The organism is Desulfatiglans parachlorophenolica, assembly GCF_055394735.1.
In genome coordinates this window covers 3,795,805-3,810,631 of the sequence record NZ_AP042460.1, presented here as the reverse complement: position 1 = coordinate 3,810,631, position 14,827 = coordinate 3,795,805, and the positions used below count along the sequence as shown (strand labels likewise).

The 14,827-nt window shown below is 58.7% G+C and carries 12 protein-coding genes and 1 tRNA gene; all 13 read left to right on the top strand.

Features of this window, described 5'->3' with window-relative positions; genetic code table 11:
- The first annotated feature begins 46 nt into the window (after window positions 1–46).
- Window positions 47–3,091, top strand: coding sequence for a fused MFS/spermidine synthase (locus ACZ500_RS17805; protein WP_464228759.1), 3,045 nt, complete (start codon window positions 47–49; stop codon window positions 3,089–3,091).
- Window positions 3,092–3,229: 138 nt separating this feature from the next.
- Complete coding sequence (gene serA, locus ACZ500_RS17800; RefSeq protein ID WP_464228758.1) at window positions 3,230–4,810, top strand: phosphoglycerate dehydrogenase; 1,581 nt, start codon at window positions 3,230–3,232, stop codon at window positions 4,808–4,810.
- Between the two features lie 23 nt (window positions 4,811–4,833).
- Window positions 4,834–5,253, top strand: a complete 420-nt coding sequence (locus ACZ500_RS17795) for a DUF1844 domain-containing protein (RefSeq protein WP_464228757.1) — start codon at window positions 4,834–4,836, stop codon at window positions 5,251–5,253.
- 88 nt (window positions 5,254–5,341) lie between these two features.
- A complete protein-coding gene (gene ispE, locus ACZ500_RS17790; protein WP_464228756.1) occupies window positions 5,342–6,241 on the top strand; it encodes a 4-(cytidine 5'-diphospho)-2-C-methyl-D-erythritol kinase in 900 nt (299 codons plus the stop codon).
- Between the two features lie 5 nt (window positions 6,242–6,246).
- Window positions 6,247–6,321 (top strand) — tRNA-Gln (locus tag ACZ500_RS17785).
- Between the two features lie 28 nt (window positions 6,322–6,349).
- The gene (locus ACZ500_RS17780; RefSeq protein WP_464228755.1) at window positions 6,350–7,279 is read left to right on the top strand and encodes a ribose-phosphate diphosphokinase; all 930 of its coding nucleotides are present in this window, start codon (window positions 6,350–6,352) and stop codon (window positions 7,277–7,279) included.
- A gap of 74 nt (window positions 7,280–7,353) precedes the next feature.
- Complete coding sequence (locus ACZ500_RS17775) at window positions 7,354–7,998, top strand: 50S ribosomal protein L25 (RefSeq protein ID WP_464228754.1); 645 nt, start codon at window positions 7,354–7,356, stop codon at window positions 7,996–7,998.
- Window positions 7,967–8,629 (top strand): aminoacyl-tRNA hydrolase, encoded by a 663-nt coding sequence (gene pth / locus ACZ500_RS17770; RefSeq protein WP_464228753.1) that lies wholly within the window; start codon window positions 7,967–7,969, stop codon window positions 8,627–8,629. The genes ACZ500_RS17775 and pth overlap by 32 nt, the downstream gene beginning before the upstream one ends.
- Window positions 8,629–10,683 carry a sodium-translocating pyrophosphatase gene (locus ACZ500_RS17765; RefSeq protein WP_464228752.1) on the top strand — a complete coding sequence of 685 codons (2,055 nt, stop codon included), beginning with the start codon at window positions 8,629–8,631 and terminating at the stop codon, window positions 10,681–10,683. The genes pth and ACZ500_RS17765 overlap by 1 nt, the downstream gene beginning before the upstream one ends.
- Window positions 10,684–10,868: 185 nt before the next feature.
- Complete coding sequence (locus ACZ500_RS17760; RefSeq protein ID WP_464228751.1) at window positions 10,869–11,348, top strand: CarD family transcriptional regulator; 480 nt, start codon at window positions 10,869–10,871, stop codon at window positions 11,346–11,348.
- An 18-nt stretch (window positions 11,349–11,366) separates the two neighbouring features.
- Complete coding sequence (locus ACZ500_RS17755) at window positions 11,367–12,350, top strand: RluA family pseudouridine synthase (protein WP_464228750.1); 984 nt, start codon at window positions 11,367–11,369, stop codon at window positions 12,348–12,350.
- A 389-nt stretch (window positions 12,351–12,739) separates the two neighbouring features.
- Window positions 12,740–13,987: a transcription termination factor Rho gene (gene rho / locus ACZ500_RS17750; protein ID WP_464228749.1), complete on the top strand. Its 1,248-nt coding sequence runs from the start codon at window positions 12,740–12,742 to the stop codon at window positions 13,985–13,987.
- Between the two features lie 18 nt (window positions 13,988–14,005).
- Window positions 14,006–14,224: a 50S ribosomal protein L31 gene (gene rpmE / locus ACZ500_RS17745; protein ID WP_464228748.1), complete on the top strand. Its 219-nt coding sequence runs from the start codon at window positions 14,006–14,008 to the stop codon at window positions 14,222–14,224.
- Window positions 14,225–14,827 lie beyond the last annotated feature (603 nt).

Sequence of the window (14,827 nt, the reverse complement as noted above, 5' to 3'; positions counted from 1 at the left end):
AGAAGGTTTTCAACCTCGAAGGGCTTCGGCCCTTCGAGGTTTTTTTATGATGAAGATCTCGATTCTCACGCTTGCCTGCTTTTTCTTTTCCGGCCTGGCCGGACTGATCTACCAGGTTGTCTGGGTGCGGCTCCTCGACAAGGTCATGGGAAGCGCCCCGTTCGCGGTAGCGACGGTTTTGACCGTGTTCATGGGCGGATTGGCCCTGGGAAGCTACTGGGCCGGCCGGCTGATCGACCGTGACCCGGACCGGCGTCGTCTTCTGCTGCTTTACGGAAGACTGGAGGGGTCGATCGGTCTGTACGGTCTGTTGATTCCCGTGCTTCTCGTTATGCTGAGGCCTCTGTATGCACTCGCATACCGGAGTTTATTCGATTCCTTGTGGCTTTATACGGGAACGGCCTTCCTCGGGTGCGTGCTGGTCCTTTTGGTGCCGACCACGCTGATGGGGGCGACCCTGCCGATCCTATGCCGGTTCTATATCGAGGCGCTGGATCATCTGGGAAGGCGGGCGGGATCGCTCTATGGGGTCAATACCCTTGGGGCTGCCCTAGGCGCCTTCCTGACCGGCTTTTTCCTCGTTGAGGCTGTCGGCGTGTGGGGCTCGATCTGTGTCGCTGCGGGACTGAACGGATTGGTTGCGCTGGCCTGTTTCGTAATCGGTCGAAGAGGAATCGGGGTGAGCCCGGAAAGAGCGCGGGGTCCCGGGCGGGCTGCGGCTCGCGAAGTTGCTGCTGCCGCCGATGCGGGGCATCACCCTGTCTGGCCGCTTTGGGTTTTCGCAGTGTCCGGGTTTTGCGCCATGGCCTACGAGGTCTTCTGGACGCGGCTTCTGGGTTTGCTGTTGGGGCCGACACCCTATTCATTCGCCTTGGTGGTCGGTACGTTCATCGTCGGGCTTGCGGTTGGTGCGGTTGTCTTTGGCTGGGTGGCGGACCGCGCTGCCTGTGCCGGTGGCTGGCTACTGGGAACACAGGCAGGGGCTGCGCTGTCTGCTGCGCTGGTGAGCCAAGTGGTAGGCGGCAGCCAATTTTTCTTTGCAAAGTTGATCTATACCTTCCGGGAGGATTTCGGAGGGATGGTGTGGGCCCAGTCCGCGATCCTCTTTGCCCTGATGCTTGGCCCCACGATATTCTGGGGGGCGGCCTTTCCACTGGTGAATCGGTTGACCGCCAGATCGCTGGAAACGGTTGCGGGGAGTGTCGGCAAGGCCTACGCCTTCAACACGGTCGGGGCGATCTGCGGGTCGCTCTGCGCAGGGTTCGTGCTGCTGCCTTTCCTCGGGAAGGCTGCGGGTATTCGTGCGGTCAGTGGATTGCAGCTTGGCGTGGCCATCGTCGTGTGGCTTGGATGGGCGGTACGTTCCGGAAAAAGGGGTACGTTTGCGGCCGGTTTTGTCGGAATCGTGATGAGTGCTTTGGTGTTGATGCATTTTCCGGCATGGGAAACGCGGCTTCTTTCTTACGGGAGGTACCATAACTTCGGGACGGTTGCCGCCGATCTTGTCCGGACCGGTTGGGTGGATGCGCTTCTGCACGGCGGATGGCTGCTTTCGAGACATGAAGAGGGGCGGGAAGTTGTTTTTTTCGCGGACGGGCCGGCTGGTTTCACGACGGTCGAGCGCTTGGTGGACAGCCTCGGGATCGAGCGGTTTACGCTTTTGAACAGCGGCAAACCGGACGCCTCTTCGCATGGAGACCGATCGACGCAGACTTTGCTGGGCCATGTACCGCTGATGTTTCACTCCGGCGCGAAGACGGTGATGGTGCTCGGTTTGGCGAGCGGCATGACGGCCGGGGAGGTGCTGCACTATCCAGTTGAAAGGGTGGATGCGCTGGAGATCAATCCTGCGGTGATCCAGGCCGCGCGGTTTTTCGAGCCGTGGAACAACGGGTGTCTTGAAGACCGGCGGTGCAACGTGATCTCGCAGGATGGGCGGAACCACCTCGCTTTGAGTGATGAGCGCTACGACGTCATCATTTCCGAGCCCTCGAACCCGTGGATGGCCGGCCTCGCAAACCTTTACACGCGCGAGTTCTTCTTGATCGTTCGGGAAAGCTTGAACGACGGTGGGATTTTCGTGCAGTGGATCCACTCCTATGAGATGGACTGGGAAACCTTTGCGATGGTCGGACGCACCTTTGCGTCGGTCTTTCCGGAGGGTGTCCTCTTCACAGCGCTGACCGGGGGCGGTGATTATTTGCTGGTCGGGGGAAAAGACGGCCCCCTCCTGGATTACGATGCAGCCGAGCGGAATCTGGAGTATGCCGCCCGATCCCGGAATATGACGCTTCCCGATGCAAGGGTCCTTTTCAACCTGGTTGTGGCGGAGGACCTTCAGGCGCTTTTCGGCCCCGGGGTCATTCACACCGACGACCGGCCGCTGCTCGAATTTGCCGCTCCGAGGGTGCTGCATGTGGTCGATACGACCATCGAAGAGCGGATTGCCACGCGGGGTTCCATTACGAGCCGTACCCGCGCGGTATTGGAAGAAGGTGAGGAGAGCAGGCACATGCTCGATCTTGTCGAATTTGCCGCCTCGGTGGGGAGCCCTCTTTTTGGTCTTGTGGATCCCGAGGGGTTGAACGCGTCCGATCGGGCCCGCTATGCCCGCATCCTGGATGCCTATTGCGGCAAAGAGGCCATCAGCGACTACACGGTGCTTCCGGAGGGCATCCTGAGGCAGGAGTGCGCCGAGGGGCAGGCGGAGCTGATCCGGGCCCACTTGGATCGGTCGCCGGATGATGCCGGGGCCTGGTACAGCCTCGGCCTGGCGCTTGGCGTGGCCGGTAAGGAGGAGGGTGAGTTGGCTGCCTTTGAGGAGGCGGTGAAGCTGGATCCTCTGCATGCCAGGGCATGGAACAATCTGGGGATTGCTTACATGCGGGACGGTTTGCTGGACAGGGCCGAGAATGCGTTCTTGAGAAGTGTGCGCGCCGCGCCGACACACGCCAACGCCTATTTCAATCTGGCGCGGATTCAGCTCGAGAAGGGGGACTTGAATGCTGCCGAACGGTATCTCGAAGAGGGGTTGAAGGAGGAGGAGCATCCAAGGGCAAGAGCCTTGCTGGAAGAGATTCGCGGTCGGTGATGATGGGCCCGCCACCCTGATCGAATTGCTTGACAAGCGCCTATGTCGCGCATATCATAAAAGCTTTTCGTAAATGCGTTTGCAGCTGTTCCGGCGTTGCCGGGCCCATTTCAACCTGGTCAGAAGGAGAATGGAGACATGAAGGTTTTAATAAGCGATCCTATGTCAGAAATCGGCATCGAGGTCCTGGAGGAAACGCCGGGCATCGATGTAGATGTCAATACAGGACTCACGCCGGAGGAGTTGAAAGGGATCATCGGGCAGTATCATGGGCTGGCCATCCGGAGCGCGACGAAGGTCACCGCCGACATCATCGCCGCCGCTGGGCAGCTCAAGGTCATCGGCCGGGCCGGCATCGGGCTGGACAATGTGGATATCCCCGCCGCCAGTCAGCGGGGGATCGTGGTGATGAACACGCCTGAAGGGAACACCATCACGACGGCTGAGCACACGATCGCCATGATGATGGCCCTCACGCGCAATGTTCCTTTGGCGACCGCCTCGTTGAAGGCAGGCAAATGGGAGAAGAAGAAGCTCAAGGGTAGAGAGGTCTTCAACAAGACCCTGGGGCTTATCGGAGCGGGGCATATTGGAAGAATCGTCGCTGACCGGGCCAAAGGCCTGAAGATGAAGGTCATTGTCTACGATCCGTATATCAAGCCCGAGAGCATCGAAAAAATGGATCTGGAGCCGGTTTCCTTCGAGGAGCTGCTGCAGCGTTCCGACTATGTAACGATTCATACTCCGAAGACCGACGAGACGGTCAACATGTTCAACGCGGACACGTTCGCGCGGATGAAAAAGGGTGCGATGCTGATCAACTGCGCCCGCGGCGGAATCGTGAACGAGGCGGATCTCTATGATGCCCTGGGGTCCGGGCAGCTCGGAGGCGCGGCCCTCGATGTGTTCGCGACGGAACCCCCTGGGGCGAGCAAGCTTTTGGAGCTTCCCAATTTCATCTGCACCCCTCATCTCGGGGCATCCACGACCGAGGCGCAGGATAACGTCGCCAAGGACGTTGCGGAGCAGATCGCGGCCTATCTCCTGCATGGAACGGTCAAAAATGCGGTCAATGTGCCGAGCATCAGCAGTGAGCTGATGAGCATCCTGCGGCCTTACGTGACGCTTGTAGAACGGATGGGCGCCTTGCAGTCCCAGCTTGCCGAAAGTGCGGTCCTCGAGGTCAAGATCCATTATGCCGGGGCTGTCAGTCAGTACGATATGGCCCCTCTCACGACAGCGGTGTTGAAGGGTCTCCTCACACCGATTCTCAAGGATGACGTCAATTTTGTCAATGCACCCTACATTGCATCCGAGCGAGGGATCAAGGTCGTGGAATCCAAGAGCCAGACATCGGAGGATTTCGCGAGCCTCGTCGCCTTGACGGTCAAGACCCTCGAGGGCGAAAATATCGTGTCCGGGACGATCTTCGGAAAGGATCGTCCAAGGATCCTGAGGATCAATAATTTCTATATGGAAGCGATACCGGAAGGGCACATCCTGCTGATCCAGAATCAGGACAGCCCGGGGGTCATCGGCCAGATCGGGACGACGCTCGGAAGGTTCGGGCTCAATATCAGCCGGATGCATGTCGGTGAAGAAAGAGAGAAAAAGCAGAACGTCATCATTCTGACGACCAACACGATCGTCAACGATGACGGACTGGAGGCCCTGAGGGGGCTTCCCCATGTTTTTGCGGTGAAGCGGATCGAATTGTAATCTTTCAGCGTTTGAGGAAGGCCATGGAAGAGGAAGAAAAGGGTTTTGTGATCAAGGACCGCCGTGCCTTCGATCAGCAGGGCGAACTGAAGGAGAAGACGACGGCCGGCGAACCGAAGGAAGCGGCAGGTCCGAAATCCGGACCGGAGGAGATTCTCAGGGATTCGGGAAAGGCCAGAAAGGCAGAGACTCCGCCTTTACCTCCTGTAACGTTTTCGACGTTGATCCTGAGCCTGAGTTCGTCGGCGCTTTTCAATCTGGGCGAGATTCCGGATCCTCAGACCGGTGAGAGAATCAAGGATCTGGAGCTGGCCAAACACGGCATCGACACGATCGGCATGTTGAAGGAGAAGAGTTCCGGCAACCTGACGAAAGACGAGCAGAATCTGCTGGAAAGCATCCTGACGGACCTTCGCTGGAGGTACGTCAAGGCCGTACAGTAGGGATGAGCGAGCGGATAACGGCGGTTTCCGGCCCCGCACGGCTTCCTATCTGTGCACGGGGCGGGTAAACTGGAGGTATACGGCTGCTTTGCCAGGCGACGAACGGGAAAGGGGCAAGCCGCCCCACGAGGGCCGAAGAGATCGTGTGCACCTGCTTGCGCCGGCTAAACTCAATCTGCGATTGAAGGTGATCGGGCGACGGCCCGATGGGTATCATGAACTGGTCTCTGTCATGGTCCCCGTCGGGCTTTTTGACGAATTGGATATCCGCCTGCGCTCCGTGTCGGGGATTGAGCTTGTCTGTAAAGGCGGGATCGCTCTCGCAGCGGGGGAGCACAACCTGGTGCATCGGGCGGCCGAGGCCTTCCTCGATGCTGCAGGACTCAATGCCGGCCTCGCGATCGAGCTCACCAAACGCATCCCTGTGGCGGCGGGGCTCGGGGGCGGCAGCAGTGATGCGGCGGCTGTGCTTCTGGGGCTCAGTCGCTTATTCGACAGTCCGTTGAGCCGTCGCCGCCTTCTCATACTTGCAAGGTCACTGGGCGCGGACGTCCCCTTTTTTCTGGAACAGAAGCCATGTATTGCCAGGGGAATCGGCGATATCATCGAGCCCATCGAGGTTCTGCCGCGGTACTGGTATGTCCTCGTGAACCCCGGGATCGCGGTATCGACGGCCTGGGCCTTCGGGCATCTGAAATTAAGGTTGACAACAGGGGAATATGCCTTTATAGTAAAAACCTTGGAAAAAAAGCCTCTTGAGCTGTCTGAGCTCCTCGAAAACGACCTTGAAACGGTCACCGCCGCCCATTATCCCGCCGTCGGAAATTTGAAGGATGCCCTCAAGCGGGCCGGGGCTTTGGGTGCACTGATGTCCGGGAGTGGCCCCACGGTATTCGGGGTGTTTGAATCCGAAAGACAGGCCTCTCTTGCTGCAGAGCGACTACTTGACGAGGGTTGGCCGCACGTCTTTGTGGTGCGAGGCACGTAAATCCTTGGGGTGTCGTCAAGCGGTAAGACACGGGCCTTTGGAGCCCGCATTCGGAGGTTCGAATCCTCCCACCCCAGCCATTTTTTTTGGATGTTTGGGAAGACTGATATGAAGCTTTTTGGCGGGACCTCCAACCCAACCTTGACCCTCGAAGTCTGCAACTACCTCGGTATCGAGCCCGGAAAGATCACCACCAGGACCTTCAGCGACGGTGAGACCCTCGTAGAGATCGGCGAAAATGTCAGGGGGCGGGATGCCTTTATCCTGCAGTCGACATGCACACCGGTCAACGACAATATCATGCAGCTCCTGATCATTATGGACGCGCTGCGGCGTGCGTCCGCCGAAAGGATCACGGCTGTCATCCCTTACTACGGCTACGGGCGTCAGGACCGTAAGGTCAAGCCGCGCGTTCCCATCAGCGCCAAACTCGTCGCCGATCTGATCACGGCGGGGGGCGCCCACCGTGTGGTGTCGATGGACCTGCATGCCGGGCAGATCCAGGGATATTTCAATATCCCTGTCGACAACATCTTTGCCGCTCCGATCCTGCTGAAGTATATCCGGCGGCACTTTCACAACAACCTGGTCATCGTTTCGCCCGACGCGGGCGGCGTCGAGCGTGCCCGGGCGTTTGCGACGCGGCTGAACGCCTCTCTGGCCATCATCGACAAGCGCCGGGAAGCACCGAACGTAGCACAGGCAATGAACATCATCGGCGAGGTGCGGGGGAAGACGGCCATCGTCCTCGACGACATGGTGGACACGGCGGGGACCCTGACGCAGGCCGCACAGGCCTTGCGCGACCGCGGTTCGGTTTCCATTCATGCCTGCTGCACGCATCCAGTCCTCTCGGGTCCTGCCGTTGAGCGTATCGAGGCCTCGAGCATCGACAGCCTGGTTGTCACGAACACCATCCCTTTGAATGATAAGGCCAGAACCTCCAAGCGGATCGTCGTCCTTTCGGTGGCGGAGCTTTTGGGGGAGACCATCAAGCGAATCCACAATTCCCACTCGGTCAGCACGCTTTTCGTTTAGGGCAGAACAAGAGATCGCCCGAGGATGACGTCTGGGTGGGTTTGTGAAAAAATTAATTAGTACCGGAGGAAACCATGTCAATGCTTACGCTCGCTGCCGTGTTGAGAGATACCAAAGGAAAAGGGGCAGCCAGGAAACTCAGGAGACAGGACAATGTACCCGCCGTGTTTTACGGCCCTTCATCGAACCCAATGATGCTCCGCATAGAAAAATCCGCGTTGGAGCGGCTTCTGAGGGAGGCTGGGGGAGAGAACATCCTCCTGAATCTCGAGATCGCCGGTGCGGAGGGGGCGATCGACCGGCGCAGTGCGATGATCAAGGATCTGCAGACCGATCCGCTGAAGGGCGTGGTGCTGCACGCTGACTTTTACGAGATATCTATGGACAAGGCAATCAGCGTGAACATCCCGATCGAGCTGAAGGGGATCCCCGCCGGGGTTGAGAACGGCGGCGTTCTCCAGCATGTTCGCCGGGAACTGGCGATTTCCTGTCTGCCGAATGCCTTGGTTGAGAAGCTGGAGTTGGACGTCTCCGGGCTGGATGTCGGAGACGCCGTGCATATCAGTGATATTCAGCTGCCTCAAGGGATCACGGCTCTGGATGAGGGGCACCTCACCGTTGCCGTTGTCGCCGCTCCGACCGCACAGGCCGGCGAGGGGGCCGAAGAGGAGTTGCAAGAGGCCGGAGGTGCTGAAGCGTCAACCGCTGGGAAATCCTGAAACCTTGGTAGAGAAAGGGGGTGAGTTCCGATCCGAGGAGGCGTACCTGATTGTGGGGCTTGGAAACCCCGGCGAGGTCTACCGGCATACCCGGCACAACATCGGTTTTCGGGTGCTGGAAAGCTGGCTCGGGGGAATGGCCGGCCAATGGCTCGAAGGAGCCTTCCAGTCCAGATATGCCCGGGCGGCACTGGAAGGTGAGACGTTCATCCTCCTTTGTCCCCAGACCTGCATGAACCTGAGCGGGCTGGCCGTAAGGGCAGCCGTGGATTCACTGGGAACTCCGATTGGGAAGATCCTGGTGGTGCACGATGATCTCGATCTCGACTTGGGGCGTGTCAAGGTAGCGAGAAACGGGGGGCCGGGGGGGCATAAAGGAGTCCGATCCGTCATAGCGTCTCTGGGTGTGAAGGATTTCACCAGGGTCAAGGTGGGGGTCGGGCGGCCGCGTTATGGGGAAAGAGTGGAGGATTTTGTTCTCGGTCCCTTTTACGAGGATGAGCTTGCCAACGTAGATCAGGTCGTCCGCCTTGCCATTCGCGCCTGCGAATGGTTTCTTTTGAAGGGGGTTGAAGCGGCAATGAATTGGACCAATTGCCAAAATCTAGCAATTAAGGAGGAAAAAAGCTGATGCAGGGATTAACAATCTACGCTCCCTTTTTGGGGATCCTGAGCTTGGTCATCGCCTTCCTGATCTATGGCTATGTCAAGAAGCAGCCGAACGGCAGCAAGATCATGCAGGAACTGGAAGGGATGATCCACGAGGGGGCCATGGCCTTCTTGAAGAGGGAGTATTCCGTTCTGGTCGTCTTTATCGCGATCGTCTTCATCCTGCTGGGGTGGGGGATCAACTGGCAGACCGCTATCGCCTTCCTGACCGGGGCTGCCTGCTCCATCATGGCCGGCTACGCGGGCATGACCGCCGCGACGCGCGGCAACAGCCGCACGGCGGAGGCCGCCAACAAGCACGGCCAGGCAATGGCTTTGAACGTTTCCTATTTTTCCGGGTCGGTCATGGGTCTGGCGGTTGCCGGGCTGGGTCTCCTTGGTCTTGGAATCTGGTTCTATATTTACGGCGGCAGCCCTGACACCGCGCACTATATCAACGGGTTCGCCATGGGCGCCAGTTCCATCGCGCTCTTTGCCCGTGTGGGCGGCGGCATTTACACCAAGGCAGCGGATGTCGGCGCCGACCTGGTCGGAAAGGTCGAAGCGGGCATCCCGGAAGACGACCCGCGTAACCCGGGCGTCATCGCAGACAACGTCGGTGACAACGTCGGCGACATCGCAGGGATGGGCGCCGACATCTTCGAATCCTTCGTGGGTTCCGTGATCGCCACCATCGCCATCGGGGCCACCCTGGCGATTACCCCGGGATGGCTCGCCAGCCGGCCCGAACTGGCCGGTCTGGACGAACTGGCCATCCGGCTCAAGTACATGTCGATGCCGCTCCTGGTCGTCATGGCCGGATTGGTGTCTTCCTTCGTAGGCGTCTTCTCGATCAAGGTCTTCCAGAAGGGGAATCCCGCCGGGGCCCTGCGCTACACGACCTTTGTGGCGGCGATCATCTTCGTCATCCTGACCATCCTGGTGACCAAGGGACTCGGGATGCCCATGGGCGCCTTCTGGGCGATCCTCTCCGGGCTTCTCTGCGGCATCGCGATCGGCCTCCTGGCGGAGTATTACACCTCCGGGAAACCCGTCAAGGTGATTGCCGAGCAGTCCAAGACCGGCCCGGCGACCGTCATCATCTCCGGTCTGGCCATCGGTATGCAGTCCACCTATCTTCCCATGCTCGGCATCTGCGTCGCGACCTTCATCGGATACAAGATGGCCGGCATTTACGGCATCGGCCTTTCGGCGGTCGGTATGCTGGCGACGGTCGGTGCGACCATGACGGTCGATGCCTATGGCCCGATCGCTGACAACGCCGGCGGTATCTCCGAGATGTCAGGGCTCGGCCCCGAGACCCGGAAGATCACCGACAGCCTGGACGCCCTCGGCAACACCACCGCAGCCATCGGAAAAGGCTTCGCCATCGGTTCGGCGGCTTTGACCGCTCTCGCGCTGTTCGTGGCCTACACCCAGGCCGCGGGTTTGAAAGTCATCGACATCACCAACCCGATGGTCGTGATTGGCGTCTTCCTGGGCGGCATCGTCCCGATGCTCGCCGCCGCGATGACGATGACCTCCGTCGGTAGGGCGGCCTTCAGCATCGTCGAGGAGATCCGGCGCCAGTTCCGTGAGATCCCCGGCCTGCTCGAAGGGAAAGAAGGGGCCAAACCCGATCCCAAGACCTGTGTGTCCATCGCCACCGGCGCGGCCCTCAAGGAAATGGTCGCCCCCGGGCTCCTGGCGGTTCTGGCCCCCGTCGTGGTGGGCTTCCTGCTGGGCAAAGAAACCCTGGGCGGCATGCTGCTCGGTGCCACCACCATGGGCGCCTTCCTGGCGCTGTTCATGGCCAATGCGGGCGGCGCCTGGGACAATGCCAAGAAGTACATCGAGGAAGGCCACCACGGCGGCAAGGGTTCCCCCAACCACAAGGCTGCGGTTGTGGGTGACACGGTCGGCGATCCCTTCAAGGATACCTCCGGCCCTGCCATGAACATCCTGATCAAGCTGATGTCCGTGGTTTCGCTCGTTATCGCGCCGATCCTGCCGATGCTCGGCTGGATCGTCGGCTAGCAGGGCCTGCCCTAAGAGGCGACCCCGGCTTTTTGATGGATCCTGGAGACAGGGGCGTGGTTCCTGTCTCCAGGAAAATGTCCACCGACTGAAAACCTTTTACCGAAATACTCGCCCTTCAGACCGATGCCCATCTTTCAAAGCAGGCAAACATCAGGTTTCCAGTGTTTTGTATGGGGGGTTCAATGTTCAGTGTAGGAGATTTGGCTGTGTATCCCGCTCACGGTGTGGGTGTGATCGAGAAGATCGAGACCCAGGAGATTTCCGGGTGTCAGATGGATTTTTATGTCATGCGGATCCTGGACAACAACATGATCATTATGATTCCCACAAAAAACGTCAACAATGTCGGCTTGCGTGAGATCATAGACCAGGCCGAGGTCCGCAAGCTCTATTCCATTCTCGAGAAGCGGGATATCAGTGTTGACAACCAGACCTGGAACCGGCGGTACCGCGAATACATGGAAAAGATCAAAACCGGGTCGGTTTTCGAGGTGGCCGAAGTCTACCGCGACCTGTTGATGCTGAAGCTCGAAAAGGACCTGTCTTTCGGTGAGCGCAAGATGCTGGACACGGCAAGGACCCTGCTCGTAAAGGAAATCTCGCTGGCGCGCAATGTCGAAGAAGACCAGGTCGAAGACGACCTGGACCGCATTTTTGCATAGGGTTTAAACCGACCTGCAGTGGTATCCGATGCTCATCATCACTGCATTTGCAGCGCACCCGCCGGTCGTGGGGGCATCCGGCTGGATGTCTTTCTTTCTTCCCGCTTTCCTGAATTATCCCGCTCGCGCATTCAGACCTTGATCAAGGGTGGAAAGGTCGATATCAACGGTAGTCCGGTAACCAAACCAAGCCAGGCGATCAGGCCTGGAGACAACGTTTCCATTACGATTCCGCCTCCGAAGCCCCTGGGACTCGAACCCGAGGCAATCGATTTCGATATCCTTTACGAGGATGAATCGCTTGTGGTGGTGGACAAACCGGCCGGGCTGGTGGTGCATCCCGCTCCGGGGCATGATACGGGAACGCTGGTCCATGGACTCCTTCAACGCTGCGATGATCTGTCTGGGATCGGTGGAATGGCGCGCCCCGGGATAGTTCATCGCCTCGACAAGGATACCTCCGGGGCGATGATCGTTGCAAAAACGGATGCCGCTCATCATCTGCTTTCGTGGCAGTTCAAGAACGGTCTGATCGGCAAGGAATATCTAGCACTCGTGCACGGCATCGTACATTTGCCTTCGGGCGCGATCGAGGCACCGATTGCACGGCACCGCATGAAGCGCAGGGAAATGTGCGTGCCGACCTCTGGGGGGCGCTACGCCCTGAGTCTTTGGGAGCGGCGGGAAGTGTACCGTGTGGGATGCTCCCTGCTATCGGTCAGGATCAAGACCGGCCGAACACACCAGATCCGCGTGCATTTGGCGTACATCGGTCATCCTGTGGTGGGCGACGCGGTTTACGGCAGGGGGAGTGCCGGGTGGAGACGGACCTGGTCCCATGCGAAGGCTGATCCGCCAGTTGTCGAGCGTCAGATGCTCCACGCATTCCGGATCACATTCGACCATCCTGTAACCAGAAAGAGACTACTGATCGAGGCCCCTTTGCCTGAAGATATGGCGACCGTTTTGGAGGCCCTGAGAGCGGCGCATGCTGAGATCTGACGGATCAGAAAAGGATTGACAAGCAGGAAAAACAGCCTATATTGTCCCTAACATATTCTTCCTGCCCTCAGGAGGAATCCTTTAACACCACTTATCCCGTTAGCGTCGTGTGCGCGATCCCGCTGAACCCATTTCTCACCGTTTCTTGCAAGGACTCCTGATAGAGAGTGCCCAAGCGGAAGTAGAATGAAGGCGCGGGCAAATTCCATATCCACCACGGTCTGTTGATTGATGACGGCCTACCATTTGCTGACATCCGGAGGTGCATGGCCGCAGGAGCCCGGTCACCTTCCGACGCGAAGCACTCGGTGCTTTGACTGCAGAATGGCATGTTTGCCGAACCCCACCCATTCGATGACGGCAATGATCCCTTGAAACGGAGATGACGCATGAACCTTGTTGAATTAAAGAAGATGAAGATCAACGAATTGACCAATATGGCCAGGGAGTTCCACATCGAGGGGGCTTCGGGTATGCCCAAACAGAACCTCATTTTTTCGCTGCTGCAGGCGCACTCCGAGCAGAACGGGTTGATTTACGGGGAAGGGGTTCTGGAGATTTTGCCGGACGGTTTCGGGTTTCTGAGGGCGCCGGACGCCAATTACCTGCCTGGACCGGATGATATATACATCTCTCCATCGCAGATCAGACGGTTCAATCTGCGGACGGGAGATACCATCTCCGGACAGATACGACCTCCCAAGGCCTCTGAACGGTATTTCGCCCTGCTCAAGGTGGAAAAGGTCAATCATGAGGATCCGGAGGTGGCAAGGGAGAAGATCCTCTTCGACAATCTGACTCCGCTGTATCCGCAGGAAAGGATCAACCTCGAGACCACTTCGACGAATTATTCGGCTCGCATCATGGATTTGATGACGCCGATCGGGAAAGGGCAGAGAGGGTTGATCGTGGCGCCTCCCCGGACAGGCAAGACCATGCTCCTCCAGAATATCGCGAACAGCGTCACGGCCAATGACAAGTCGATTCACAAGATCGTGTTGCTGATAGACGAGCGCCCGGAGGAGGTCACCGACATGCTGCGCTCGGTGGATGCCGAGGTGATCAGTTCGACCTTCGACGAACCGCCCCAGAGGCACGTTCAGGTGGCGGAAATGGTGATCGAGAAGGCGAAGCGTCTCGTCGAGCACAAGCGGGATGTGTTGATCCTTCTCGACAGCATTACACGATTGGCGCGGGCGTACAACACTGTCGTGCCCCCGAGCGGGAAGATCCTCTCCGGCGGGCTCGATTCCAATGCCCTGCACAAGCCAAAGCGCTTCTTTGGGGCTGCCAGGAATGTAGAGGAAGGGGGCAGTCTGACCATCATTGCGACGGCACTGGTCGATACGGGGAGCCGCATGGATGAGGTGATTTTCGAGGAGTTCAAGGGGACCGGCAACATGGAGATCCATCTGGACCGCAAACTGAGCGACCGGCGGGTCTTCCCTTCGATCGACATCAATCGGTCCGGGACCCGGAAGGAAGAGCTGCTGATCCCGGAGGCGGACCTGAATCGCATCTGGATTCTTCGGAAGCTGCTTTCACCGCTGACCCCGGTGGACAGTATGGAGTTTTTGCTTGATAAAATTAAAGGGACGAAGGATAATATAGAGTTTCTAGCTTCAATGAGCGAATAAGGTTCAGGAGATGAGAATATGAAAGAGGGCATTCATCCGGAATATCATAGGGCAACGGTTCACTGTGCCTGTGGCAATGAGTTTGAGACGGGTTCCACGTCGAAGGAGATCCGCGTGGAGATCTGCTCCAGTTGCCATCCATTCTTTACCGGCAAGCAGAAGCTGGTCGATTCGGCCGGCCGTGTCGAGCGCTTCCGCAAAAAATACGCAAAGTTTCAGTCAGGCGGCAAGGAATAGTTCTGCGCTACGAAGACTCCTTCCTGGCTGGCTCGGCTCCAGGCCGGGCGTGTCTTGCACAGCGCAGGCAGTCGCTCTGTTGGAGCGCCGGGGGGGATTCTGTGGAAATCTGCGGCCGACCCGATGCGTCAGAGCGTTATGCCGCCAAGGGGTTGTATGGGGTGCGGCACAGCGCCGCAGGCTCGAGATTGGAATTCTTTAGGTCCGAGGCTGTGGGGCGGCGGTTCAGTGAATGCGCCTGTCGCCCTGGCGTGAAAGTGGCCGGCCCTCGCGGTGTCCACACAGTTTGCTTCGATGGGATCCGCTGGCGGGGTATGTCGGCCGAGGATCAGGTGACAGGCGGCCGGGTCGCCCCAGGCTCCGGAGTCTTTGCACCGAGTGGCCGCTGGTGCGCTTGTGCCGTTTATCTCCTGGATCGGCGGAAGCAAATGATCCCTCGATAGGGACGTCCCCGCCTGCATTGCGCCGAGCGATGCCCGCATTTCAACGCAGTTTGTTGCCCATAAGTCTCTTGGTTGTCTTCTTTCAGGCCGTAATGGTCCTGTCTCCATCGACTGAGTGATCTATGTGCGTGAGGCCCCGAGGGGATGCCTCGATGAGAGT